This window comes from Bradyrhizobium liaoningense (assembly GCF_018130955.1).
GTDB classification, from domain to species: domain Bacteria; phylum Pseudomonadota; class Alphaproteobacteria; order Rhizobiales; family Xanthobacteraceae; genus Bradyrhizobium; species Bradyrhizobium liaoningense_C.
On sequence record NZ_JAFCJM010000047.1, the window covers coordinates 1 to 25150 of the forward strand.

Consider the following 25150-nt stretch of genomic DNA (forward strand, 5'->3'; position numbering starts at 1 on the left):
GCCGCCACGCTCGAGGGCTATGCTCTTGCCACCCAAGAACAAAATCCGGGAATCCCCTAGCCCACAAGGGGAGAGGGTGAGAGAGACCTACGCCGCGGCCACCGTGAGATTTGCGCCGTCGACCTGCACCACTTTCACCCGCGTGCCTGCCGGCGTATCCGGGCCGGCCACGCGCCAGACGGTGTCGCCGATGCGCATGGTGCCGCTTCCGTCGATGATCGGCTTCTCGAGCGTAAACTCTCGCCCGAGCAGCGCATCGGCGCGCCTGTTGAGATAGGGGCTCGCGCCCGCGTCCGCCTTGCTCCGCGCAAGCCTGCGCCACACCGGCACCGCGGCTGCGGCGAACACGGCGAACATCACGAGCTGCGCCTGCCAGGATGGATGGAAGACGAACGACAAGAGGCCGACCAGCAGCGCCGCGAGCCCGAGCCAGAACAGGAACACGCCGGGCGCGAACACCTCCAGCCCCATCAGAAGGAAGCCGAAGATCAGCCAGTTCCAGGTCCCCAGCGTAACGAACATCTCGGTCATGACACGACCTCTTTGACTATCCTATTGCCTCGGCGGCACGGCCGGCGGCGTGGCGCCGGTCGGCGGCACCGAACCGCGGCGCACGGCGGCCGCCGACGCCGCACTTTCGCCGAACGTCGCCTTGGCGATCTCGCCGATGCCGGCGAGCGAGCCGAGCATGCTCATCGCTTCAACCGGCAGCATGATGACCTTCTGGTTCGGCGAGTCCGCGAGCTGTCCAAACGCCTTGATATACTTGTCGGCGATAAAATAGTTCAGCGCGGCCACGTCGCCCTTGGCGATGGCTTCCGACACCATCTGCGTCGCCCTCGCCTCGGCCTCCGCCGAACGCTCGCGGGCTTCGGCGTCGCGGAAGGCGGCCTCGCGGCGGCCTTCCGCCTGAAGGATCTGGCCCTGCTTGGCGCCTTCGGCACGCAGGATCTCCGACTGACGCTGGCCTTCGGCCTGCAAGATGTCGGCGCGCTTGACGCGCTCGGCCTTCATCTGCCGGCCCATCGCCTCGACGAGGTCGGCCGGCGGCACGATGTCCTTGATCTCGATGCGGTTGACCTTCAGGCCCCAGGGCGAGACCGCGGCGTCGACCACGCGCAGCAGGCGCTCGTTGATCTCGTCGCGATGCGACAGCACCTGGTCGAGATCCATCGAACCCATCACCGAGCGGATGTTGGTCATGGTCAGGACGATGATCGCCTGCTCGAGATTGGCGACCTCATAGCTCGCCTTCGCCGCGTCGAACACCTGGAAGAAGGCCACGCCGTCGACTGTCACGGTGGCGTTGTCCTTGGTGATCACCTCCTGCTCGGGGATGTTGATCACCTGCTCCATCATGTTCATCTTGCGCCCGACGCGATCGAAATAGGGCACGATCAGATTGAGCCCCGGGCTCAGCGTCTGGGTGTATTTGCCGAACCGCTCGATGGTCCAGTCATAGCCCTGCGGCACCGTCTTCACGCCGGCCAGCAGCGTGACAATGACCAGCAATACCAGCGCAATCGCGAAAAAGTCGAAACCGCTCATAGCTCCTCCCAAGGCGGGAAAATGCGTTTCCCGCGCCGTTGATTGGTCGGGATCGCCACCCTACCGGTTCAGCGGTTGCGATTCACGTCGGCGCGCCAGCGCCTTTCCACAAGAAGTACGGAGGCGGAACGGCCGCCGATAAGTATTGCGAAAGAGCCCTTGAAACGGCACGGCGGCATCCTACGGCATGATCCGGAAAAGTGCGGAGCGGTTTTCCCTCGCGACAAACGCGGAACGCGTTTGCGCGGAGATCATGCTCAAACAAGGAGCCGAGCGCTACTCAACCACGGTGTCGGCGATCGCCAGCAGCGACGACGAGATCGTCAGCCCCAGCGCCCGCGCGGTCTTCAAATTGACCGCCAGCTCGAATTTGGTGGGATTTTGCACCGGCAGGTCGGCCGGCTTCGTGCCTTTCAGGATGCGGTCAATATAGGCCGCGGCCTGCCGCATCTGCTCGGCACTGTCGGTGCTGTAGGACATCAGCCCGCCTTCCTCGACGAAGGTGCGGCTCCAGTACACGGCGGGGACGCGGGCCTCATTGGCTGCCGCCAACAGGCGCGCGCGGTTGGCGAGCGTGAAGAAATCCGGCAGCACGAGCAGGGCTGAATCCGTCCGCCCGGCCAGTGCCGCGATCGATGCCACGTCGGTGACAGTCACGGCCTCGACCGCCACGCCGAGCGCGCGCCCCGCATCCTCGATCGTATGCAGCATGAGGCCGGCGAATGGCGCCGTCGCGGGGTTATAGACCACACGCACGCGGCTGACCTTCGGACTGACCTGGGTCAGCATCTCCAGCCATTTGCCGGCCATCGGACCGTCGAAGTCGGTGAAGCCGGTGATATTGCCGCCGGGACGGGCGAGGCTCTCGACAAAACCCTGGCCGACGGGGTCGGTCACGACGGCGAAGACCATCGGCGTCGATGCGGCCCGCTTGCGCAGCTCCTCGACGGAGGGCGTGCCGATCGCGAGCAGGATGTCGGGATTGAGCGCGGCCAGCTCGCCGGCAAGACGCGCGATCAGGGCACGGTCGCCGCGGCCGCTGCGCCAGTCGATCTGGAGATTGTCCTGCTCCTTCCAGCCGCGCGCGGCGAGCGCTTCGAGGAGGACGGCGGTGCGGGTCTGGCCGATTGCGTCATCGGCGGCCGTCACCGTCAGGACGCCGAGGCGGCGCAGACCGGCCGGCGACTGCGCCCGCGCCGCGAACGGGATCGCGAAGGCCGTACCGAGGAGCGCCAGGACATCGCGCCGCTTCATGGAAATTCCCGTCAGATCCAGCCTCTTCAGATCCAGCCTTTTTAAATCCAGCCTTTTCAAATCCAGCCTTGCAGCTCGCGCAGCACCAGCGTGCGGATCACGTCCATGCCGGCCTCGCTGTCGTTGAGGCAGGGGATCGCGGCAAAATCTTCGCCGCCATTGTGGCGGAAGATTTCGGCATTCTCCTGCGCGATCTCCTCGAGCGTCTCCAGGCAGTCGGCGGCAAAGCCCGGCGTCACCACGGCGATGCGGCGCACGCCCTCGCGCGCGAGACGCTCCATCGTCTTGTCAGTGTAGGGCTGCAGCCACTCGTCATTGCCGAACCGCGACTGGAAGGTCAGCAGCAGCTTTGTCTCGTCCATGCCCAGGCGCCGCCGCAGCGCGTTGGTGGTGGCGATGCAGTGCTCTTGATAGGGGTCGCCCTTGTCGACATAGCTCCTGGGCATGCCGTGGAACGAGGCGACGATCAGCTCGGGCTTGAAGGCGAGCGTTGCAAGATGGGAATCGATCGAGCTTGCGAGCGCCTCGATATAGGCTTCGTCGTCGTAATAGGGCGGCGTCACCCGCAGCGTCGGCTGTGCGCGCAGGCGTGACAGCACGCGAAACATCTCGTCGCAGACCGTCGCCGAAGTCGAGGCGGAATATTGCGGATAGAGCGGCACCGCCAGGATACGGTCGCAGCCCTGTGCGATCAGCGCCTCGACGCCCGCGCGGATCGATGGATTGCCGTAGCGCATCGCCCAGTCGACCACGACATGGGTGCGGTCGGCGAGCGCGTCCGCGAGCTTCTCGGCCTGCGAGCGCGTGATGGTCTTGAGCGGCGACTCGTCCTTCTCGTTGTTCCAGATCTTTCGGTAGTCGAGCGCCTTGGTGCGCGGGCGGCGGCGCAGGATGATCCCGTTCAAAATGAGCTTCCAGACCAGCCCCTGGTCCTCGATCACCCGGGCGTCGGACAGGAATTCCTTGAGGTAGACGCGGACGCCCGGGGCATCGGCGGTGTCGGGCGTGCCGAGATTGACCAGCAGCACGCCGACGCGCGGCGCGCCTGGTGCTGCGGCCAGCTTCGGCTTCTCGGTGGGCGGGACGGAGGTCATGACGGATTTGGGTTCGCGCGTTGCACCGAACTTGTCAAGGCGAGGCCGGGTTCGCTAGTTTCGGGTGGAGCGCGGCGATGCTTCGGGGCGGGACAGATGACCCTTGCGGAATTGTGTGTCTTCGGAGCACTGCTGCTCTATCTCTCAACGATCGTCGCGATCAAATGGACCAGGATCGGGCGTTTCGACAATTCGCGCCCGCGCGATGGCGCATTCTACGAGGATGCCATCGCCCAGCGCGCGCTGGGCGCCCATCAGAACGGCATCGAGACCTTCCCGTTCTTCGCCTTCGCGGTGCTGCTCGCCGAATACCGGGACTCGCCGCAACGCCTGGTCGACGAGCTCGCAGCCCTGTTCCTGCTCGTGCGGGTCGCCTACGTCTTCACCTATGTCGGCAACCGCCCGACGCTGCGCTCCATCCTCTGGAGCCTCGGCTTCTTCATCAACGTCGCGATCTTCTTCATGCCGGTGCTGAAACGCTTTTTGCCGGTATGAGTGCTCACTTGCTTACCCTCCCTGGATGGGCAGGGCAATTGCGTATGCCAATCACTTTCCTTCGGGATGCCCGCACCACAAGCTCGTCATGCCCGGGCTTGTCCCGGCATCCACGTTCTTCGTGCGGCGGCAAAGGTCGTGGATGGCCGGGACAAGCCCGGCCATGACGATGTGGAAACGCCTGCGCACAAGCTTCCAGGGTCATATGCGATTGCCCTCTCCTGGATGGGGAGGGTAAGGGCTCACACAGCTAGATGCCGCTCTCGCGTCGCGATGAGGTCGCGCATCGAGGCCGGGATCGGGACCGGACGATGGGTCTTCTGGTCGGTGTAGACCCAGACGATCTCGCCGGTGACGAGGGCCTCGGAGTGGCCCTTGAGGAAGATCGCAAGCTCGAAAGTCAGGCTTGAATTGCCGATCCGTGCCACGCGCGCGCCGACGTCGAGCTCCCAGTCGAAGCGGACCGGCGCCTTGTATTCGATCAGCGATTTCACGACGTGGAAATCGATGCCGCTCTGCTTGGCATCGGCATATTGGTCGAAGCCGAGCGCGCGAAAATACTCGGTGATGGTGGTGTCGAAATAGGTCAGATAATGCGCATTGAAGACGACGCCCTGGCCGTCGATCTCGGAATAGCGCACCCGGAACGGGTGAAAGAACCAGAAGTTTTCGCGCGACATCGATGTCCTCGGCTGAAGGGTTCTTGTTAGTTATGCCGCAGGAATAGCCGAGCGGACGCGTTTCTCAAAGCGGACCCAGCGCGGCGGTTAGAAGCACGTCGTCCGCTCGACGGCGAGATAGCCGAACAGCAGGCCGGCACCGAACAGCAGCACGAGGCCGGCCGCCCCAAACTCGATGCCGCGCATGAAAAGCGCACCGCCGCCGTCGCGGGCCGAGCTCAGGCGCCGCGCGATATCCTTGGCGGAGACCGCCACCACGGCGATGGTCGCAACCGTGATCGCGGTGCCCAGTCCCATCAAAAAGGTCGCGGCGATACCGGCCCAGAACAGGCCCTGGGCGAGCGAGAACACCAGGACCAGGATCGCGCCCGAGCAGGGCCGGATGCCGACGGTGAGGATCGCGGCCAGTCCGCGCCGCCAGCCGCCGGGCCCGGCGAGTTCGCTCGGCGTCGGCCCATGGGAGTGGCCACAATGCTCGTCATGGACGTGGTCATGCGCATGGGCGTGATCGTGATGATGGCCGTGGTCATGATCGTGGTGATGATCATGGTGTTGGTGGCTGTGGTCGTGATGGTGGTGCCCTGCTCCCGCGATGGCCGGCACGGGCTGACTCGCCCCGAGCGCGCGCATGAAGGCGCCGCCCTTGACCCAGACCAGGCGGGCACCGAACGCCGCGATCAGGGCGTAGCTTGCGATCTCGATCACCTTCTCGGCGCTGCACATGGTCTTTGCGGTGGCGTTCAGCGCCCAGGCCGCGATGCCGACGATGGCGACCGCCACCAGCGACTGCATCAGGGCCGAGGCAAACGACAGCGCGATGCCGCGCCGCGCGGTCTCCTGGTTGGCGACGAGATAGGATGAGATGACAGCCTTGCCGTGGCCGGGCCCGGCGGCGTGGAAGATCCCATAGGCAAAGGAGATCGCGAGCAGCGTCCACACCGCCGAGCCGTCGGACTTCGCGGCGCGGATGGTGGTGGAGATCTCGCGATAGAATTCCGACTGTTTTGCCAAGAGCCAGCCGACGATGCCGCCGGCCTCCGGCTCGGCTGCCGGCGCCGGGCGCGGCGCGCCAAAGGGGTTTTGCGCCAGGAGATCATGAAGCGCGGCGTCGGCGGCCAGCACCACGGCGACGAGCGCCGCAGCAGTGACGAGCCCGCGCAGGAGGGGCGAGGTCGGGTTCACGGACAGTCCAGGGTGATCTTGTTGGCGAACATCAGGCCGAAGTTCGAGTTCTCGCCATTCATGAAGGTCTGCTCGTTCAGCTTCTGCGCGCTCGCCGTGCCGTCGCTCGGACGCTCCAGCTTCATCTGGCAGCCGGCGGGGGCCCCGACCAGCTTGACCGGCTCCTTGTCGGTCATCTTGAAGTCGATGAAGAAGGAGCGGTCAAACACTTCCAGCACAAGTTGCCTTGACTTGACCGGGTTCTTCAGCGGCAGCGTGAAGTGCAGCGTCAGCACGGTATCCTTGTAGTCGAGGAAGTAGTCGATCGGCTCATTGAAACGCTCCTTCTTCCCGTCGGCCTTGGCGAAGGTGAAATAGGCGTATTCCTTCAGCGACTCGACATTGGTCTGGGCGAGCGGCGCCAGCTCCTCGCGGCTGTAGGTGCCCTTGGTCTTGCCCTCGAGCCCTTGCACTGCATAGGCCGAGAACATGTCGTCAAAGGTCCAGGCGTGGCGCACGCCGGTGACCGAGCCGTCCGGCGCGTACAGCACCTCGCTCGTGGCAGTAATCCAGACATGCGGATGCGCACTCGCGGCCCCCGCCGCCAGGGACAGGGCGGCCGCGAGCAGCAGTCCGGAGAGCCTGCGAATCCAGCCCATCAGGCAGCCTTCGCTTCGTCCAAAAGACCGCGGCGGCGCAAGAGCGCGTCGGGCTCCGGCGGCCGGCCGCGGAAGGCCTCGTAGGCGGCCTCCGGGTCGACCGACCCGCCCGTCGAGTAGATGTCGTCGTGCAGGCGTTTCGCCACGGCGGGATCGAAGATGTTGCCCGCTTCCTCGAAGGCGCCGAAGGCATCGGCGTCCATCACCTCCGACCACATGTAGCTGTAATAGCCCGAGGCATAATGGTCGCCGGAGAAGATGTGGCCGAACTGCGTGGGCCGGTGGCGCAGCGCGATCTCCTCGGGCATGCCGATCTTCTCGAGCTCCTTCTTCTCGAAGGCCCGCACATCCTCGGCGGCAGCCGCCGGCTGGGTGTGGAACTCAAGATCGACCAGCGCCGAGGACACGAACTCCACGGTGGCGAAGCCCTGGTTGAACTTTCGCGCCGCGAGGAAACGCTGGAGCAGGTCGTCCGGCAGGGGCTCGCCGGTCTGGTAGTGTTTTGCGAACTGCTGCAGCACCTCGGGCCGCTCCTGCCAGTGCTCATAGAGCTGCGAGGGCAGCTCGACGAAGTCGGTGAAAACGGAGGTGCCCGACAGCGACGGGTAGGTCACGTTGGAGAGCATGCCGTGCAGGCCGTGGCCGAACTCGTGGAACAGGGTGCGGGCATCGTCCGGCGACAGCAGCGAGGGCTCCCCGCCCGCGCCCTTCGCGAAGTTGCAGACATTGATGATCAGCGGGGCGATCTCGCCGTCGAGCTTCTGCTGGTCGCGCAGCGAGGTCATCCAGGCGCCTGAGCGCTTCGACGGCCGGGCGTAGTAATCGCCGTAGAACAGCGCCTTGTGCTTTCCGTCGGGGCCCTTGACCTCCCAGACCCGCACGTCCGGATGCCAGGCCGGCACGTCCTTGCGCTCGGTGAAGGTGATGCCGAACAGGCGCGTGGCACAATCGAAGGCGGCGGCGATCATGTGGTCGAGCGTCAGATACGGCTTGATCGCGGCATCGTCGAAATTGGCACGCTGGAGGCGGAGCTTTTCGGCGTAGTAGCGCCAGTCCCAGGGGGCGAGGCTGAAATTGCCGCCCTCCTGCGCGATCAGCTCCTGCATCTCGTCGCGGTCGGCGAGCGCCCGCGCCCGCGCCGGCTTCCAGACCCGCTCCAACAGCCCGCGCACGGCATCGGGCGTCTTGGCCATGGAATCCTCCAGGCGGTAAGCGGCGAAGGTCGGGTAGCCCAGGAGTTTTGCGCTCTCCTCCCGCAGCTTGAGGATCTCGACGATAGTGGCGTTGTTATCGTTGGTGTTGCCGTTGTCGCCCCGCGCCGTGAAGGCCCTGTAGACTTTCTCGCGCAGGTCACGCCGGGCCGAGCTCTTCAGGAACGGCTCGGTCGAGGAGCGCGACAGCGTGACGATGGCCTTGCCGGCCATGCCGCGATCTTCTGCCGCGGCCTTGGCGGCGGCGACGAAACTCTCGGGCAGACCCTGGCGGTCGTCCTCGCCGAGCTCCATGAACCACTCCTGCTCGTCGCCGAGCAGATGGTGGCTGAAGGTGGTGCCGAGCTGGGCGAGCCGCTCGTTGATCTCGGCCATCCGCTTCTTGGCCTCCTCGGTGAGGCCGGCGCCGGCGCGATGGAAGCGAGTGTAGGTCCGCTCCAGCAGGCGGAGCTGCTCCGGCGACAACCCGAGCGAGGCGCGATTCTCGTGCAGCTGGGCGATGCGACCGAACAGCACGGCGTTCATCATGATCGGATTCCAGTGCCGTGCCATCCGCAGGGAGACCTCCTTGTCGGTCTCCAGGATCGCCGGATTGGAGTGCGCCGAGACGAGGTCGTAGAACACTGCCGCGACCTTGGTCAAAAGCTTGCCGGAGCGCTCCAGCGCCGTGATCGTGTTGGCGAAGTCGGGCGCCGCCGGGTCGTGGGTGATGGCCGCGATCTCCGCTGAGTGGTCGGCGAAGGCCTGCTCGAAGGCCGGCAGGAAGTGCTCCGGGCTGATCTCGTCGAATGGCGGGGTCGCAAAGGGCGTCACCCAGGCCTTCAGCAGCGGGTTCGTCTCGGCCTGCGCGGGGCCTGTATTCTGGCGGGGTTCTGACATCGCTTGGTCCCGGTTTTTGAGCTGATTTATTGGGGCCAGCTATAGCACGCGATGGGGCTTTTTTGGGCCATTTGGCCTTGCTCTGGGCGGCCTTTTCGGAGAGATTGCGGCCCTCTTAGACGAGGGATCTTGCCCCATGGACGCGCCTGCCTCTTCCTCCCGCCAGATCGTCTGGCCGAGCGTGATCACTGTCATCAGCGCCGCCATCCTGATTGGCGCCGAAGTGTTCGGCGCGGCCTTCGCCGGCGGCTGGGCGCTCGCGATTCTGTTCGGGCTCGACAACACCGGCGCGCACATCCTTCAGGCGGTGCTGTTCGGACTCGGCGTCCTCGTCATGACGGCCTTCATCCGCGCCGCACAGCGCGTCGAGCCCTTCACGCGCCGCGTCTAGCGAGGTCAGTCGTCGCGACGCGTCGCTCGCAGCGACGCGCTCGGCGCGGAAACTTAACGACCATTCATCTTCGGTGCCGCTCGCGCATCACTGCGCAAGCAGTCGTTAGGCAAATCTGTCGCTAACCTAAAAAAATTCTTGCGAAGCAGAGTCAAAACGCTTATGTGCGGAATTGCCCAATTTCGCACGTGCCTGTGGTCGTGTGTCAGTCGGTAGGTATCCGGACAAGAGGCCGGACAGCCGCCAAGGGGTGAAGAAGCCGAGGGGCTCTTCGGAAGTGCGGAAGTCGGAAGACTTGAAGGTCGAAGGACTGACAAGTCGGAAGACGAAGCAAACGCCGGAGCGTCCAGCATCTCTCTCAAAGAGATGCCTTGTCGAAGGTGACTTCGCTCTTTGCAACCGTGACTGGCAGCCGGAGGCGAACCGGCGCACCCCGCTCTCAACGGGGGACGCGACTTAAAGCAACGACGGATCGGGCTTTTTTGGTCTCTACCGGCATTCCAACGCCGGCGCGGGCTACTGAAAAGGCTTGTCCTTCATTGCCAGGTGTGCGGGCGGGAAATTCCCAACCAATCCACGGCAGCACAGTCTGGTTTGAGTCTTTTGGCTTCGTTGCGCCTCCATCGCGCAATCTGGCCGGGGCACTCTTATCCGACGTCATTTTTTGAACGGATCCCCGTCGCTGGGCCGTTTGGAGGGTGCTATGACCGAACGTATTCAGGAATTCCTGCGCAACCGCCGCAGCGAGGGCCTCGACACCGAGCCGTGTCTCGTCGTCGACCTCGAAGTCGTGCGCGACAACTACCAGACCTTTGCCAAGGCGCTGCCCGACAGCCGCGTGTTCTATGCCGTCAAGGCAAACCCGGCGCCGGAAGTGCTGACGCTGCTGGCCTCCATGGGCTCCTGCTTCGACACCGCGACCGTCGCCGAGATCGAGATGGCGCTGGCCGCTGGAGCTACGCCGGACCGCATCTCCTTCGGCAACACGATCAAGAAGGAGCGCGACATCGCGCGCGCCTTCGCGCTCGGCATTCGCCTGTTCGCAGTCGATTGCGCCGCCGAGGTCGAGAAGGTCGCCCGTGCCGCCCCGGCTGCGAAGGTGTTCTGCCGCATTCTCTATGACTGCGCCGGCGCCGAGTGGCCGCTGTCGCGCAAGTTCGGCTGCGACCCGGAAATGGCTGTCGAGGTCCTCGACCTCGCCAAGCGTCTGGGCCTGGAGCCGTGCGGCATCTCCTTCCATGTCGGCTCGCAGCAGCGCAAGGTGAAGGCATGGGACCGGGCGCTCGCGATGGCCTCGACCGTGTTCCGTGACTGCGCCGAGCGCGGGATCAACCTGACCATGGTCAACATGGGCGGGGGTTTTCCGACGAAGTATCTGAAGGACGTACCGCCGGTTCTGCAGTACGGCCGTTCGATCTTCCGTGCGCTGCGCAAGCACTTCGGCAACCAGATTCCGGAGACCATCATCGAGCCGGGCCGCGGCATGGTGGGCAACGCCGGGGTCATCGAGTCCGAGGTCGTGCTCATCTCGAAGAAGAGCGACGAGGACGAGGTGCGCTGGGTCTATCTGGACATCGGCAAGTTCGGTGGTCTGGCCGAGACCATGGACGAGTCGATCCGCTACGCCATCCGCACCGCTCATGACGGCGCGGACATGACGCCGTGCGTGCTCGCGGGTCCGACCTGCGACAGCGCCGACGTGCTGTACGAGAAGAACCCGTATCCGCTCCCGGTGACGCTCGAGATCGGCGACAAGGTGCTGATCGAAGGGACCGGGGCCTATACGTCGACCTACTCGTCGGTGGCGTTCAACGGCATCCCGCCGCTGAAGACCTATCACATCTGATTTGCCACATCTGATCCGCCTCGCCTTCGAGGCCTGACGAACCCGGGAGCCGGCGTGCCGGCTCCCTCCCCGACATTGCCATTTCTGACAACGCTTGAGCCGCGCGCCCTTCGCACGCGGGTCCAAGCGGGGACTGACGTGCCATGACTGCTCTTCGGAAGCCACCGATCGCCCTCACCTCGAAAGCCGCTCCGTTCGCGATCCGTGCGTAGCGTGCTTCCGACGTTGCCTCACGTGAGGCGCTGCTCGATGCCTGCTTTGGCGAGACCCGCCATCAGCGCACCTGCCAGCGCCTGCGCGACGGACGCGCCCCCGCCGCCGGCCTCGCGCTGACGGCGTTGCGCGAGGGAAAACTCGTGGGAACCGTGCGGCTCTGGCACGTCAGCGCCGGAGGCAGGCCCGCGCTGGTCCTCGGACCGCTCGCGGTCGACCCTGCCTGCCGCGAGCTCGGGATCGGCGCCGCGCTGATGAATCAAGCGCTGGCCGCCGCCCGGGCGCGCGGGCACGCCGCCGTGATCCTGCTCGGCGATGCGCCCTACTACACCCGCTTCGGCTTCACGGCTCAAAAGACCGGCGAGCTGTCGCTGCCGGGCAGCTTCGAGCGCGACCGGCTGCTCGCGCTCGAGTTCACCGAGGGTGCGCTCGACGGCGCATGGGGCATGATCGTCCCGACGGGCAAGTCCTTGCCCAAAGCGAGGGCAGTTCGCGCCGTGAAGGCCCCGCTCGCGGTACCGCACGCGGCCTGAGGGCCGCGCCCGCGCCTGCCGACACCACGCCAATGGTCCCGCCGAGCGCGGCCCCTTTAAGGGTTGCGCGCGGCGGCGAAATGCCCGTAAACCCCCGCCGAAAGCTCCTTCAGTCGAGGTCCAAAAAGCATGTCCCGTCGCCTGATTTCCACCGGCTCGCCCTTTGAAAAGACCGCCGGCTACAGCCGCGCCGTGATCGACGGCGACTTCGCCTTCGTCGCCGGCACCACCGGCTACGACTACACCACCATGACGATGCCGGCAGATGTCACGAGCCAGTCACGCAACTGCTTCAAGACCATCGAGGCGGCCCTCAAGGAGGGCGGCTTCGCGATGGCCGACATCGTCCGCGCGACCTACTACATCACCGACGCCAAGGACGCGGATGCGCATTTCGCCGTCTGCGGCGAGGTGCTCGGCGACATCCGCCCGGCCGCAACGCTTCTCGTCGTCTCAGGCCTCTACAAGCCCGAGATGAAGATCGAGATCGAAGTGACCGCGAAGCGCCGCACCTGATCCCACCAACACCTAGACGTTCTCTGGAGATACTTGATGAGCCCCGCCTCGCAGATCTACGCGAAGATCACCGGCCCCATCGTCATGGTCGGCTTCGGCTCCATCGGCAAAGGCACGTTGCCGCTGATCGAGCGGCATCTCGATTACGACAAGTCGCGCATCACCGTGCTCGATCCTAAGGACGAGGGCCGCAAGGCACTTTGCGAGAAGCACAATGTCAGATTCATCCAGCAGGGCCTGACCAGAGACAATTATCGCGACGTGCTGACCCCGCTGCTCACCGAAGGCGGCGGCCAGGGTTTTTGCGTCAATCTCTCGGTCGACACCGGCTCCGCCGACATCATGGAGCTCTGCAACGAACTCGGCGCTCTCTATATCGACACCGTCAACGAGCCCTGGCTCGGCTTCTATTTCGATGCTTCGAAGGGCCCGGAAGCGCGCTCCAACTACGCCCTTCGCGAAGTGACGCTGGCCGCCAAGAAGGCGCGGCCTAAGGGCTCGACGACGGCCGTATCCTGCTGTGGCGCCAATCCCGGCATGGTCTCCTTTTTCGTCAAGCAGGCGCTGCTCAATGTCGCCGCCGATCTGAAGCTCAATGCCCCCAGGCCGAAGACCAAGGCCGAATGGGCGGACTTGATGCGGCAGGCTGGGATCAAGGGCATCCACATCGCCGAACGCGACACCCAGCGCTCCAAGAAGCCGAAAGAGCCTGATGTCTTCGTCAACACCTGGTCGGTGGAAGGCTTCCTGTCGGAAGGCGTGCAGCCCTCCGAACTCGGCTGGGGCACCCATGAAAAATGGATGCCCGAGAATGCGCGGACCCACGAAGCCGGCTGCGGCGCCGCCATCTACCTGATGCAGCCCGGCGCCAACACGCGCGTGCGCACCTGGTGCCCGACCCGCGGCGCGCAGTACGGCTTCCTCGTCACCCACAACGAGTCGATCTCGATCGCCGATTACTTCACGGTACGCGACGCCTCGGGCACGGCGATCTATCGGCCGACCTGCCACTATGCCTATCATCCGGCGGACGATGCCGTGCTGTCGCTGCATGAAATGTTCGGCCGCGCGGGGAAGATGCAGGAAAAGCACCACATCCTCGACGAGAACGAAATCGTCGACGGCATCGACGAACTCGGCGTGCTGCTGTTCGGCCATGACAACAATGCCTACTGGTACGGCTCGCAGCTCTCCATCGAAGAGACCCGCGAACTCGCGCCCTATCAGAACGCCACCGGCCTGCAAGTGACCTCGGCCGTGCTCGGCGGCATGGTGTGGGCGCTGGAAAACCCGAACGAAGGCATCGTCGAAGCCGACGAGATGGATTTTGATCGTCTGCTGGAAATCCAGTTGCCCTATCTCGGCCCGGTGAAGGGCTTTTACACCGACTGGACGCCGCTCACTGACCGGCCCGGGCTGTTCCCAGAGGACATCGACACGTCCGATCCCTGGCAGTTCCGGAATATCTTGGTGCGCTGAGCGCGCGCTCCCCCCGCTCGTCATTCCGGGGCGACGCACCAGCGCCGAGCCCGGAATCCATCGGACCTCAGAACACGCGGACAAATGGATTCTCAGATGCGCAATTGCGCATCATAGCTCGCGACTTCGTCGCGCCCCGGAATGACGGTGCCCGCGATGACAGGCCCTCAAACAAAAAGCGCGAAAACAACCCCATGCACTGTAGCCGGCATGATCACCCGGCTACACGACGCCGTTGCGCGTGTGGGACAAAAAGGCGAGCGTTGCCTACTGCTTGTCCTTGATCGGTGGGGCGATCTTCTCGGCCGGGGCCGGCGGCAGCGCCGGCCTCGCTGCACCCTGCGTTTGCGGGTCGGGGCGTGCCGGTTCGGGCGCGGGTGTGGTCGGGCGGTCGCCGCCGGGCTTGGATTCCGCAGGCGTCCTGGTCTGATCGTCCGACGGCGTCCCCTGCAGCGGCTGCGTCGCCTGCGCCATGTGCCGGTTCTGGGCCCGGATCTGCGCGATCGACAAGCCGGAGACCACGACGCCGGCCACGAACAGCGCACCGGCCATCAACAGATCTCGTCTCACGCTGCGCTTGTCGTCCTTGCCAGTCATGTCGCTCACCCGCGAGCCTTTCCGCTGATATCAACGAAATTGCCCGACGGCGGTTCCGTGGAACGCCGGCGGCGCGGGGTACCCTCGCCTGACGCGCCAAAACGCAGGGTTCAGTCGGTGGTCGAGACTTCCCAGGTGGCGTGGCGCACGCCGTTCTGACGCTGCATCTCCACGGCGACGGCGTTGAGCTCGTTCGGGTCGACGGCGGTCGCAACCAGGGTCGCGACGATCTCCAGAATGTCGTCGCCGATCTCGACGACGTCGACATCGGCCACCAGATAGCTCGCCGCCTCCAGCTTCTCGACCAGGGCGTCGCGCATGTCGGGCAGCGCCTCGGTCGTCACGGCCAGCTTGAAGTAGTAGGTCGCCTCCGAACGCCGCTCGTCGAGCGGGATGCGATTGATCGCATTCACCAGCGGGCGCAGCAGCGTGTTGCCGGCGATGACGAACACGGTCAGCGCGACCGCCTGCGCGATCATATCCGCACCGGCGCAGGAGCCGACCGCGGCTGAGGCCCACAGCGTCGCCGCCGTATTGAGGCCACGCACATCCATGCCCTGCTTCATGATGACGCCGGCCCCGAGGAAGCCGATGCCGGAGACGACATAGGCGATCACCCGAACCCCGCCGTCAGCCCCGGTCAGATGCATGGCGAGATCGACGAAGGCCGCCGCCCCGACCGCGACCAGCACGTTGGTGCGCAGGCCCGCCGTGCGCTGCCGATATTGCCGCTCGGCGCCGATCAGCGTGCCCAGCACGAAGGCCGTGAACAGGCTGACCAGCGTGTCGGCAAAGTCGGCGAACTGGAAGGTCGTCAGAAACCGCATGCGCTATTGATACGGCTTGAAGATGACGATTGATTAGAGGTCCACAAGGCCGGTCCGCTCGGATTCCTTGGGTCCGCTTCTGGACCCTGAGCGGATTCCACGTAACCATTCGCGTTGATTTACGCGGCGCGTTCCTTGTCTGACTGCTCCTCTACGGCGGTCACGGTTTCTTCCAACCCCTTTTCGTAATTGCCCGCGAACCTCTCAATACTATCGGCCCACATCCTCAGCATTGAGACCTGAAAGTGCATAATTGGCTTCAAGGCATTCATGCCGATTCCTGTCGCTGCGGCGATGCCTCTTTGTGGGTCGCGCGCGAAACGGTTTGAGTCAGCGGATTTGTCTGCCATGCTGTTCGCTCCTTCCCTCTGGCGTTATTTGTCTGAAGTTAGGTGTCGGGTTGAGCACTGCGCGATGCTAAACGTTCGGCCAAAATGTTATCTACCGCGAGCCTTGCAGATCGGTCGTCATGCAATTCGTCCAGTTTTTTCAAGTAAGCGACTGCCGCTATTTGCAAGAGATCGAAATCATCTTCTCCGGTATCACAAAGATTTGCGACGTAGCGATAGAGGGCGGAACGCCGAGTATCGTTCTCGCTGACGCCGTTGTGTCGCAGCAAGTAGTTCCGCCAAGCAAACGCGCAGGCGCCTTCTGTAGCCTGAGAAGTCATGTGCACCTCCCAAAGGCCAGAGAAAGACTGACGACCCGTTTCGTTCCGCGCATCTCTCAGATGTAATATTGTTCCGTAGCTGCGCTGCAAGGTGCTTGCTTGCAGCTGGACGACGTCGATGCGGCAGTCTGCAACTGTCGATAACGCAGTCGGTCAATGCGATTGGTTCGAACGGCCTTCGAGCGCACGCATTTCGAGTGGCGGGTTTGCCCGAATGATCGTGCGTGTGTTCCCCAGAAAATGAGAGTGCATTACGTGCGAGCGAGACTTCCGGTTCTGGCCCTAAGCAGCGGTTCCGAGATGTCTGCTACTCTGCCGCTGTGAGAGGATAAGCAGACATCCGGCGAACCGACCAATAATGACGCGAGTGACCCATTGCAGACCTCAGACTAGCTGTACGTTTTTCCTATCGACTTGAAAAAGTGCCACGCTGGCTGCGCGATTTCGGCTGAACATTTGAGGTGAAATTGTGCTATATTCCATTCCCCCACTTTAGGGGCGTGGCAATGAAGCGGCGCGAGTTCGTTAGCGTTCTTGCGGGAGGGGCGGTCGTCGCAGCGGTTCCGAACCGACTGCGGGGCGCAGAGAAAACCTATCTCATCGGATTTCTAGGAATCGCGCCGGCGGGCCGGGTTTTCGCTGATCGGCTCAAAGAGCTTGGATATTTCGAAGGAAGAAGCCTCAAAATCGAGTTGCGGTTTACCGAGGGAAAATCGGAATTGCTGCCTGGGATGGCCGCCGATCTGGTACGCCTCAACCCGGACGTTATCGTTGCTGTGACGGGCGAATACGGACTAGCCGTCCAGAAGGCGACCCGTACGATTCCCATCGTCGTCATATTCAGTCATGATGGAGTTGGGTCCGGCCTTTACAAGAGCCTTGCTCATCCCGGCGGCAATATTACCGGCTATGAAACCATGTCTCCCGAGCTTGACGTCAAGCGCGTCGAGATAATGAAGGAGGTATTGCCTCAACTGTCGCGTATGACTGTGATTGGCAATCCGACTGTTCCGGGCGGAAATATTCATTTCGAGACGATTTCGGCGGCAGCTGAAAAGCTCAAGATAGCGGTTCGTTTTGTGGAGTATCGAAGGATTGCTGATGTCGACGCAGCGTTTGAGGCGATCCTCAACACCCCTCCCGAGGCGTTGCTTACTGTCAGCGACGGCGTGATTACTACAATTGGCAAGCGGCTCGCCGATTTTGGTTTGGAACACAGGATTCCAATTTTTCACGAGTTCAAATTCTTTGTCGAGCTGGGCGGACTGCTCTCCTACGGACCGGACGTTCGCGAAATTTTTCAGCGAGGAGCTGATTACGTCGATAAAATCCTGAAGGGTGAGAAGCCGGGTGAAATTCCCGTAGAACAGCCCACGAAATTTCACCTGGCGATCAATCTAAAGACGGCGAAAACACTCGGCATCACAATTCCAAGCAATCTGCTTGTAAGCGCCAATGCAGTGATAGAGTAAGGCTGTGCATGGGTCCGCTCCCGGGCCCTTAGCGGACATACTGACGTGTGACTTCAATGTCCGCTCTGCGAGGTAAAGCGAACGTAACTTTGCCTGCGCCAGTACGGCGGATTTTACGAGCACACGGCTTGTCAAGACGCGTGCTCTAAAGGTCCAACAGCCCCGCATCGCCCGCCTCGTCGGAGAACGCGAGCAGCGTGCCCTTGGCGTTCCAGGCGAGTGCTGTGATCGGCGGGGTGCCGTTGCGGCGGACCAGGATTTCTGCGCCGTCCTCCAGCCGCACCATCAGCACGGTGCCGTCGCTGTAGCCGGCGGCGAGGACGTCGCTCTTGGGATTGCAGGCAACAGTGACGACCCGCGCCTGCAGCGGCGCGAGCATCGCGGGCTCCTTGCCCATCGGGCCGTCCTTGCTGGCGAACGGCCACATGATGACGGTATCGGCGCCCGAGGTGGCGAGCGCCTTGCCGCCCGCGCTCCAGGACATCGAGCGGACGCGGGCGGGATAGCCGGTCATGCGCATGTGGCGGTTATCGGCGAGCCGCCAGCCATGCAGCGCCGGCTCGTGCATCGCGGTGACCAGAAACTTGTTGTCCGGTGAGAAGGTGACGGCGTGATGGGAGCCGGCCCAGGGCAGGAATTCTGCGGTCGCGGCCATGTTGGGAAACCACAGCGTCACGCCGTTGTAATGCGCAATCGCGACCCGCAATCCCTTCGGCGCGAAGGCGAGACCGCCGACGGTCGAGGGCACCTCGAGCGACTTCTCCTCTTGCTTGCCGCTCTTGACGGTGGCGACCTTGCCGGCCGACCAGGCGAAGGCGCCGTCGGGATGCAACGCTACCGCGTCGATCCAGCGCCGCTTGGGGTCGGTGGCGAGCAGCGTCACCTCGCCCTTGGCATTGAGCGCAACTACCTTGCCGTCGTCGCCGCCCATCACCAGGCGCTTGCCGTCGCTGGCGGTGGAGAGAATGCCGCCGCTATGGACGGCGACCTTGCTGACTTCACCACTGGCGTCGACCAGCGCGACGTTCTCCTCGCCGCCGACGAAGGCAATGCGGTCGGACAGAAAATGCGCCGAGGTCACCGCCATGCCGAGCGCAACCGGGCGGACCCGGTCGGTGACGGAGACGATCGAGGGCGAATAGGGATCCGGAGTGAACTCAGTCATCACGAGACGACGCAGCTCTCAAAACCCTTGCGGATGGTCTCTTCCGGCAATTCGCGGCCGATGAAGACCAGCCGGCTCTCGCGCGGCTCGCCGTCCTTCCATTTCCGCTGGTGGTCGCCCTCCAGCATCATGTGGACGCCCTGGAAAACGTAGCGGTCGTCATCGCCACGGAACGACAAAATGCCCTTCGAACGCAAGATCTTCTGGCCTTCGGTCTGCACCAGGTTCTGCAGCCAGGGCATGAACATGCCGGGATCGAGCGGCTTGTCGGTCTTCAGCGAGAGCGATTGCATCTCCTCGTCGTGATAGTGCTTCAGGCCGTGGCCGTGATCATGGTGATGATGGTCGTGGCCATGGTGATGGTGATCATGATCGTGGTCATGATCATCGGCCTCCAGAAAACTCGGCTCGATGTCGAGGATGCGGTCGAGGTCGAAGGCGCCGCGATCGAGCACATCAGCCAGGGCGACCGAGCAGCGCTCGGTGCGGTGCAGCTTGGCATAGGGGTTGATGCCGCGGATGCGCGCCTCGACCTCGGCAAGCTCGCCCTTGGAGACGAGATCGGTCTTGTTCAGCACGATGACATCGGCAAAGGCGATCTGGTTCTTGGCCTCGGGCGCGTCCTTCAGCCGGTCGGACAGCCATTTTGCGTCGGCAACGGTCACGACCGCGTCGAGGCGGGCGTTCTTCTGCACGTCCTCGTCGACGAAGAAGGTCTGCGCGACCGGCGCCGGATCGGCGAGACCCGTGGTCTCGACGATGATGGCGTCGAACTTGCCCTTGCGCTTCATCAACCCATCCATGATGCGCACGAGGTCGCCGCGCACGGTGCAGCAGATGCAGCCATTGTTCATCTCGAACACCTCTTCATCGGCGCCGATGATGAGGTCGTTGTCGATGCCGATCTCGCCGAATTCGTTGACGATCACGGCGTATTTCTTGCCATGGTTCTCCGACAAAATGCGGTTCAACAGGGTGGTCTTGCCGGCACCGAGATAGCCGGTCAGGACGGTCACGGGAATCTTGGAAGACGTCACTTCAGACATGAAAACTCCGACATCGGGCGGTGCGCGCGACGCGTGGCGGGGTGGCCCCCACCCTAATGGTCAAGCGCGCTGGTCAGGGCCTTTATATTGTGCCTGACCATGTCAATGTAAGTGGGGGCAGGCCCCTTTTCGCCTGTTAAACCGTCCGAAATCAGGGTCCCGCCGACCTTTGCGCCGGTCTCGGCCGCGATCCGCCGGATCAGCCGGTCGTCGCTGATATTTTCGAGGAACACGGCCGGAATTTTCGCAGCCCTGACCTGGCTGATAATGGCTGCAATATCGCGCGCGCTGGGCTCGGTTTCCGTGGAAACCCCGAGCGGGGCGATAAACTGGATACCGTATTCGGCCGCGAGATAGCCGAAGGCATCGTGGGTCGAGATCACCTTGCGCCGTTCGGGTGGAATTTTCGCCAGGGCCTCGCGCACTTCGCGGTCGAGCGTTTCGAGCTTTTCCAAATAGGCTTTTGCCTGGGTGCGGAAGAATTCGGCCTCATCGGGGGCGGCGACAGCCAGCGCGTTGCCGATGTTGGTCACATAGACTTTTGCGTTTGATATCGACTGCCAGGCATGCGGATCGGCGCCCGAGCCAAGTTTCAACGGCGCGATGCCGGCACTGGCCGTGACGACTGTCGCCTTGCTGCCTGAGGACTGCACGAGACGCGGCAGCCAGCCTTCGAGACCGAGGCCGTTGACGACGACGAGTTTTGCGTCGGCGATGCGCTTCGCATCACCAGGCGCCGGCGTGTAGACATGGACGTCGCTGTTGGCCCCGACCAGCATGGTGAGGTTGACGCGATCGCCGCCGACATTGCGGACGAAGTCGGCGAGGATCGAGAAACTCGCAACGACATTGATCTTCTCTGCAGCGTGCAAGGGCGAAGCGACGAACAGGGACGCAATCAGCAGGAGCAGTCGCATCGCCATCACGCTTCCAGATGCCGGCCCGGAAACATCTGGCGGACCAGCCCGCCGATGCGGCCGAACAGCACCGAGACGATATAGAACACCGTCGCTACCAGGATGATCGCTGGCCCCGAGGGCACGCGGGTCTGGAACGACAGCACGAGCCCGGCATAGCCCGACACAGCCGCGGCGATCACGGCGATGCAGATCATCGCCGTGAGATCGCGCGACCAGAACCGTGCGATGCCCGCCGGCATGATCATCAGGCCGACCGCGAGCAAGGTGCCGAGCGCCTGAAAGCCGTTGACGAGGTTGACGACGACGAGCGCGAGGAAGGCGAGATGCGCAGGTCCGCCGGCGCGGCTGACGGTGCGCAGGAACAGGGGATCGACGCTTTCGATCACCAGGGGACGAAAGATCACCGCGAGCACCAGGAGCGTGATCGTGGCGTTGAAGGCGACGACCAGCAGCGTCTGGTCGTCCATCGCGAGGATGTTGCCGAACAGCACGTGCAAGAGGTCGATATTGGTGCCCTTGATCGAGACGATGGTCACGCCCAGCGCCAACGAGGCCAGATAGAAGGTCGCAAGCGAGGCGTCCTCCTTGAGGCCTGTGGAGCGCGCAACGACACCGGCGAGGATCGCCACCGCAAAGCCCGCGATCAGGCCGCCAAAAGTCATCGCGAACAGGTTGAGGCCCGAGAGCAGAAAACCGACCGCCGCGCCCGGCAGGATCGCGTGCGCCATGGCATCGCCGACGAGGCTCATCCGCCGCAGCATCAAGAACACGCCGATCGGCGCACCGGCGAGCGACAGCGCGATCACGGCCGCAAGCGCGCGCCGCATGAACTCGAATTCGGTGAAGGGGCCGATCAGCGCGTCATAGATCATCCCGGTCACGCCGCCTGCGAGTGCGCGTCGTCGGCGCAGGCCGCCGCGCTGTCGTCGAAGGCCTCGCACATCCGCATCGCGACCATCAGGTTTTCCGGCGTCAGCGCCTCTGATGTCGGGCCCCAGGCCACCGGACCGCGCGCCAGCACCAGCGTCTCGCTAAAATGGTTGCGCACCATTTCGAGGTCATGGAGCGCTGCGAGCACGGTGCGGCCCTCGCCATGCCAGCGCTTGACCAGCGCCAGCAGGTCGGTCGTCGTCTTGCTGTCGATGGCGTTGAAGGGCTCGTCGAGCACGATCAGGCGCGCATCCTGCAGCAGCACGCGCGCGAACAGCACCCGCTGCATCTGCCCGCCCGAAAGCGTTTCGATGGGACGGTTCTCGAAGCCGGAGAGCCCGACCGCCGCGATGGCATCGAGGATCTTTTTGCGCGCGGTCTTGCCGATGCCGCCGAACAGGGAGGTAGCCCGCCAGAGGCCGGTGCCGACGAAGTCGAACACCGAGATGGGAAAGCTGCGATCGATCTCCGCGCTCTGCGGCAAATAGGCGATGTCGCGCGCATCGATGCCGCCGAGATGGATCGCGCCCGCAAGCGGCTTCACGATGCCGACGATGCCGCGGAGCAGCGTCGACTTGCCGGCGCCGTTCGGGCCGATCACCGCGACCAGCGCGCCCGACGCAACCTCGCCCTTGAGGTGATGAACCGCCGGATGCCGGTCATAGCCGAGCGTGACGTTGTGGAATTGAAGCTGCGCCGCCATGGTCACCTCATCGCCAGAAAGACGATGCCCCAGAGCACCGCACAGACGGCACTGGCCGCCAGCAGGCGCCCGGCCATGGTCATGCGCAGGATCGACCAGGGCGCCGCCTGGGCCGGATGGGGCGCGGCGGGATCGTGGACATGGGCATGGGTATGGTCGTGCCCGTGCCCGTGCGAATGGCCGTCGGAATGGTCGTGATGATGGGCGTGGGACGCGGCGGGAACCATGCCCGGGACGTTATATTATAACATTACCTCTGTCCACCGACGGACGCCTCACTTCCCGGGGATGATCGCCATGGCGATCCCCGCGGCCAGGAACGGGAGCGGCAGCGAGACGGCACACCGGACCCCAGACGAATCTGGCCGGCAGCGACGGGATTTCCCAAGGGATCACCCGCCCGACGGCGAAACATGCCCAGGCGACCACATAAGCAATGATCTGGGCCCCGCCGGCGTGCGACCTCATCAGGACCGCGCCGACGAAGAAGCCGAGCAGAGGCACGGCAGGTGTAGCGACGCCGACGACTACGGCGATCGCAACCCCTGGCCAGAAACAATCAAGCCCGACGCGCGCATCGCGCGGGTCCATGCGACAAGTGTGCTCGAAGCGTCCCAGAGCAGAAAGGCGACCGCCTCACGGCTTGCCGATCACCATGGCGATGGCCGCCGCCAGGAACGGGAACGGCACCGAAACGGCGCAGCGGAACCAGACGAAACGGGCCGGCATGAACGGGATTTCCCACAAAATCACCCGCTGGAAGGCAAACAGGGCCCACGCGACGACATAGGCGACCACCTGCGGCACGCCCCCGCCGGACTTCAGCGCCACCGTGCCGATGGAGAAGCCGATCACGGGCCCGCCGGGCGTGGCGGCGCCGGCGAGGACGGCGGTGGTGATGCCGAGCCAGCCCGAGTCCGGCCCGAGCCAGCCGGTGATGACCTCCTGCGGGATGATCGCGGCGATATAGCCGGAGCCGATCACGCCGAGCGCAATGCGCGGCACGATGTTGATGAAGTCCATCGAGCCTTCGCGCAGCGACGCCGTGAACACCGGCTTGCCGCGGCGGAAGGCGATCAGGCCGACGCCGATCACCGAGCCCCAGAGCAGGATGTCGATCAGCAGCGCCGCGCTCATGTGTCGGCCTCATCAGCCGCGCGCTTCGGTGAGAGGCGGACATAGACGAAGCGGCCCAGCGCGCCGGCGAGAATTGGCAGCGGCAGCGAGATGACGATGCGCCACAGCGTGAAATCGGTGCCCATGATCGGGATTTCCCAGGCGACCGCGCGGCCGTAGCCGATCAGCGTCCAGCTCACGACCATGGCGATCACGGCGCCGAAATCGGCGCCGACCGCGAGCAGCGCGCTGCCGACGGGATAGACGGTGAAGGGACCACCGGGGAGAATCGCGCCGAAGGCGGTGCCGATCAGAAGGCCCATCAGCCCGGATTTCGGCCCAAGCGAGCGCGACACCTTTTCGTGCGGCAGAATCTCGGAAATGAAGGCCCCGAGCAGGCAGCCCGCGAGCACACGGGGAATAATGCCGCCAAACAGCGCGAGATCGTGGGTGAGAATGTCGAGGACGCCATCGGTGCCGTCGCGGCGCCAGACCAGCGCCGCGCTCACCGCCACCAGCACGGCGATGAAGATGGTCGACCAGCCGATCGGCTTGCGGATCCGCCCCGGCCGCGGTTCGGACTCCGCGTCCTCGGCCGGCGCCGGGTCTTTCGGGGAAGGTTCTGACAAATGGCTCGGGTCTGGCGGGTGGGATGCAAGACCTGCTTAAAGACGCAGGGATCGTGATGCAAACGGAACGATGATGGGGCTCATGCGCGCGTGGCGCAGGGCTATGCGGGTGAGGAAGCAGTGGCGAGATTGAGTCGAGCCTGGCGCGGCATCGGGATCCACCTCTCCCTTGGGAGAGGTCGGCGCGTAGCGCCGGGTGAGGAGTCACGGTCTCACGTGGTGCAGCCCCCCTCACCCGATTTGCTAGCGCAAATCGACCTCCTCCCCGCTGGGGAGAGGTGAACCGTGCCCGCCGGCTAGCGATTCAAAATCAAACGCCAGTCCCGCGCAGCAAAAAAAAGGCGGCCGCGATGCGACCGCCTTTTTTATTCCGTCATTCCGGGGCGGCTCGAAGAGCCGAACCCGGAATCTCGAGATTCCGGGTCTGGTCCTTCGGACCATCCCGGAATGACCGAGTGAATCAATCACGCCTTGTCGAACAGCGACTCCACATATTCCCAGTTCACGAGGTTCTCGACGAACGCCTTGAGATAGTCCGGGCGGCGGTTGCGGTAGTCGATGTAGTAGGAGTGCTCCCAGACGTCGCAGCCGAGGATCGGGGTGGCGCCGTGCACCAGCGGATTCTCGCCGTTCGGAGTCTTGGAGATCTCGAGCTTGCCGTTCTTGACCTGGAGCCAGCACCAGCCGGAGCCGAACTGACCGACGCCGGCGGCCTGGAAGTCGGCCTTGAACTTGTCGAAGCCGCCGAGGTCCTCGTTGATCTTCTTCTCGAGCTTGCCGGGCAGCTTGGTGCCGCCGCCATTGGGCTTCATCCAGCTCCAGAAGTGAATGTGGTTGTAGTGCTGACCGGCATTGTTGAACACGGCCGGGTTCTTGCCGAACGAGCCCTTGACGATCTCTTCAAGGGTCTTGCCTTCCCATTCGGTCCCCTTGAGCGCGTTGTTGCCGTTGGTGACATAGGCCTGATGGTGCTTGTCGTGGTGGAATTCCAGCGTTTCCTTCGACATGAATTGCCCGAGGGCGTCATAGGCGTAAGGAAGTGGGGGAAGCGTGAATGTCATGGGTTCTTGTCCGCAACTGATGGGGAACGTGGCTTAACGGTCACCCCTTATAGAA

The 25150-nt window shown here is 64.0% G+C and carries 27 protein-coding genes and 1 pseudogene; 7 read left to right on the plus strand and 21 right to left on the minus strand.

The genetic code is table 11. From position 1 onward, the window contains the following. Positions 1-87 precede the first annotated feature (87 nt). The 4 genes from JQ632_RS28710 to hemH all read right to left on the minus strand — a co-directional run bounded on the left by JQ632_RS28710 (position 88) and on the right by hemH (position 3896). Complete coding sequence (locus tag JQ632_RS28710; protein WP_212406009.1) at positions 88-531, minus strand: NfeD family protein; 444 nt, start codon at positions 529-531, stop codon at positions 88-90. 21 nt (positions 532-552) lie between these two features. Next, positions 553-1548: an SPFH domain-containing protein gene (locus JQ632_RS28715; protein WP_212406010.1), complete on the minus strand. Its 996-nt coding sequence runs from the start codon at positions 1546-1548 to the stop codon at positions 553-555. Positions 1549-1824: 276 nt separating this feature from the next. After that, positions 1825-2802, minus strand: coding sequence for an ABC transporter substrate-binding protein (locus JQ632_RS28720; protein WP_212406011.1), 978 nt, complete (start codon positions 2800-2802; stop codon positions 1825-1827). A gap of 56 nt (positions 2803-2858) precedes the next feature. After that, a complete protein-coding gene (gene hemH / locus JQ632_RS28725) occupies positions 2859-3896 on the minus strand; it encodes a ferrochelatase (protein WP_212406012.1) in 1038 nt (345 codons plus the stop codon). A gap of 96 nt (positions 3897-3992) precedes the next feature. Here hemH and JQ632_RS28730 point away from each other — a divergent pair, with 96 nt between their 5' ends. Next, positions 3993-4391, plus strand: coding sequence for an MAPEG family protein (locus tag JQ632_RS28730; RefSeq protein WP_212406013.1), 399 nt, complete (start codon positions 3993-3995; stop codon positions 4389-4391). A gap of 242 nt (positions 4392-4633) precedes the next feature. On the opposite strand, the gene JQ632_RS28735 is transcribed toward JQ632_RS28730, so the two are convergent. From JQ632_RS28735 to JQ632_RS28750, 4 genes are all read right to left on the minus strand, one after another. Continuing rightward, a complete protein-coding gene (locus JQ632_RS28735; RefSeq protein WP_212406014.1) occupies positions 4634-5071 on the minus strand; it encodes a thioesterase family protein in 438 nt (145 codons plus the stop codon). 87 nt (positions 5072-5158) lie between these two features. Further along, positions 5159-6253, minus strand: coding sequence for a nickel/cobalt transporter (locus tag JQ632_RS28740; protein ID WP_212406015.1), 1095 nt, complete (start codon positions 6251-6253; stop codon positions 5159-5161). Then, positions 6250-6891, minus strand: coding sequence for a DUF1007 family protein (locus JQ632_RS28745; RefSeq protein ID WP_212406016.1), 642 nt, complete (start codon positions 6889-6891; stop codon positions 6250-6252). Before JQ632_RS28745 ends, JQ632_RS28740 begins: the two co-directional genes overlap by 4 nt. Continuing rightward, positions 6891-8981 (minus strand): M3 family metallopeptidase, encoded by a 2091-nt coding sequence (locus JQ632_RS28750; RefSeq protein ID WP_212406017.1) that lies wholly within the window; start codon positions 8979-8981, stop codon positions 6891-6893. The genes JQ632_RS28745 and JQ632_RS28750 overlap by 1 nt, the downstream gene beginning before the upstream one ends. 136 nt (positions 8982-9117) lie before the next feature. Here JQ632_RS28750 and JQ632_RS28755 point away from each other — a divergent pair, with 136 nt between their 5' ends. The 5 genes and pseudogenes from JQ632_RS28755 to JQ632_RS28775 all read left to right on the plus strand — a co-directional run bounded on the left by JQ632_RS28755 (position 9118) and on the right by JQ632_RS28775 (position 13959). After that, positions 9118-9372, plus strand: coding sequence for a hypothetical protein (locus tag JQ632_RS28755; protein ID WP_212406018.1), 255 nt, complete (start codon positions 9118-9120; stop codon positions 9370-9372). Positions 9373-10075: 703 nt separating this feature from the next. Continuing rightward, positions 10076-11218, plus strand: coding sequence for a type III PLP-dependent enzyme (locus JQ632_RS28760; RefSeq protein WP_212406019.1), 1143 nt, complete (start codon positions 10076-10078; stop codon positions 11216-11218). 143 nt (positions 11219-11361) lie between these two features. Beyond that, a pseudogene (locus JQ632_RS28765) lies at positions 11362-11964 on the plus strand (GNAT family N-acetyltransferase). A gap of 129 nt (positions 11965-12093) precedes the next feature. Beyond that, the gene (locus JQ632_RS28770; protein ID WP_212406020.1) at positions 12094-12480 is read left to right on the plus strand and encodes a RidA family protein; all 387 of its coding nucleotides are present in this window, start codon (positions 12094-12096) and stop codon (positions 12478-12480) included. A 36-nt stretch (positions 12481-12516) separates the two neighbouring features. Next, positions 12517-13959, plus strand: a complete 1443-nt coding sequence (locus tag JQ632_RS28775) for a homospermidine synthase (RefSeq protein WP_212406021.1) — start codon at positions 12517-12519, stop codon at positions 13957-13959. Between the two features lie 267 nt (positions 13960-14226). Here the strand turns inward: JQ632_RS28775 and JQ632_RS28780 are convergent, their stop codons facing one another. The 4 genes from JQ632_RS28780 to JQ632_RS28795 all read right to left on the minus strand — a co-directional run bounded on the left by JQ632_RS28780 (position 14227) and on the right by JQ632_RS28795 (position 16053). After that, a complete protein-coding gene (locus JQ632_RS28780; protein WP_212406056.1) occupies positions 14227-14556 on the minus strand; it encodes a hypothetical protein in 330 nt (109 codons plus the stop codon). A gap of 110 nt (positions 14557-14666) precedes the next feature. Next, entirely contained in the window at positions 14667-15383 is a 717-nt protein-coding gene (locus JQ632_RS28785; RefSeq protein WP_212406022.1) for an MgtC/SapB family protein, read from the minus strand. Between the two features lie 119 nt (positions 15384-15502). After that, the gene (locus tag JQ632_RS28790; protein ID WP_212406023.1) at positions 15503-15733 is read right to left on the minus strand and encodes a hypothetical protein; all 231 of its coding nucleotides are present in this window, start codon (positions 15731-15733) and stop codon (positions 15503-15505) included. Between the two features lie 38 nt (positions 15734-15771). Then, positions 15772-16053 (minus strand): hypothetical protein, encoded by a 282-nt coding sequence (locus JQ632_RS28795; RefSeq protein WP_212406024.1) that lies wholly within the window; start codon positions 16051-16053, stop codon positions 15772-15774. A 506-nt stretch (positions 16054-16559) separates the two neighbouring features. On the opposite strand from JQ632_RS28795, the gene JQ632_RS28800 reads away from it, so the two are divergent. Further along, positions 16560-17525, plus strand: a complete 966-nt coding sequence (locus JQ632_RS28800; protein ID WP_212406025.1) for an ABC transporter substrate-binding protein — start codon at positions 16560-16562, stop codon at positions 17523-17525. A 145-nt stretch (positions 17526-17670) separates the two neighbouring features. Here JQ632_RS28800 and JQ632_RS28805 read toward each other — a convergent pair whose 3' ends face one another. The 9 genes from JQ632_RS28805 to JQ632_RS28845 form a co-directional block, all read right to left on the minus strand. Beyond that, complete coding sequence (locus JQ632_RS28805) at positions 17671-18690, minus strand: WD40 repeat domain-containing protein (RefSeq protein ID WP_212406026.1); 1020 nt, start codon at positions 18688-18690, stop codon at positions 17671-17673. Then, positions 18690-19736 (minus strand): GTP-binding protein, encoded by a 1047-nt coding sequence (locus JQ632_RS28810; RefSeq protein WP_212406027.1) that lies wholly within the window; start codon positions 19734-19736, stop codon positions 18690-18692. Before JQ632_RS28810 ends, JQ632_RS28805 begins: the two co-directional genes overlap by 1 nt. A 53-nt stretch (positions 19737-19789) precedes the next feature. After that, entirely contained in the window at positions 19790-20653 is an 864-nt protein-coding gene (locus JQ632_RS28815) for a metal ABC transporter substrate-binding protein (protein WP_212406057.1), read from the minus strand. Between the two features lie 5 nt (positions 20654-20658). Further along, positions 20659-21528, minus strand: coding sequence for a metal ABC transporter permease (locus tag JQ632_RS28820; RefSeq protein WP_212406058.1), 870 nt, complete (start codon positions 21526-21528; stop codon positions 20659-20661). Positions 21529-21533: 5 nt separating this feature from the next. Beyond that, entirely contained in the window at positions 21534-22289 is a 756-nt protein-coding gene (locus JQ632_RS28825; protein WP_212406028.1) for a metal ABC transporter ATP-binding protein, read from the minus strand. Between the two features lie 2 nt (positions 22290-22291). Next, positions 22292-22516, minus strand: coding sequence for a hypothetical protein (locus tag JQ632_RS28830; protein WP_212406029.1), 225 nt, complete (start codon positions 22514-22516; stop codon positions 22292-22294). 409 nt (positions 22517-22925) lie between these two features. Beyond that, on the minus strand, positions 22926-23426 hold the full coding sequence (locus JQ632_RS28835) for a hypothetical protein (protein ID WP_212406030.1): 501 nt from the start codon (positions 23424-23426) through the stop codon (positions 22926-22928). Next, positions 23423-24034, minus strand: coding sequence for a permease (locus JQ632_RS28840; protein ID WP_212406031.1), 612 nt, complete (start codon positions 24032-24034; stop codon positions 23423-23425). The genes JQ632_RS28835 and JQ632_RS28840 overlap by 4 nt, the downstream gene beginning before the upstream one ends. Positions 24035-24498: 464 nt before the next feature. Next, on the minus strand, positions 24499-25095 hold the full coding sequence (locus JQ632_RS28845; RefSeq protein ID WP_212406032.1) for a superoxide dismutase: 597 nt from the start codon (positions 25093-25095) through the stop codon (positions 24499-24501). Positions 25096-25150: the final 55 nt, after the last annotated feature.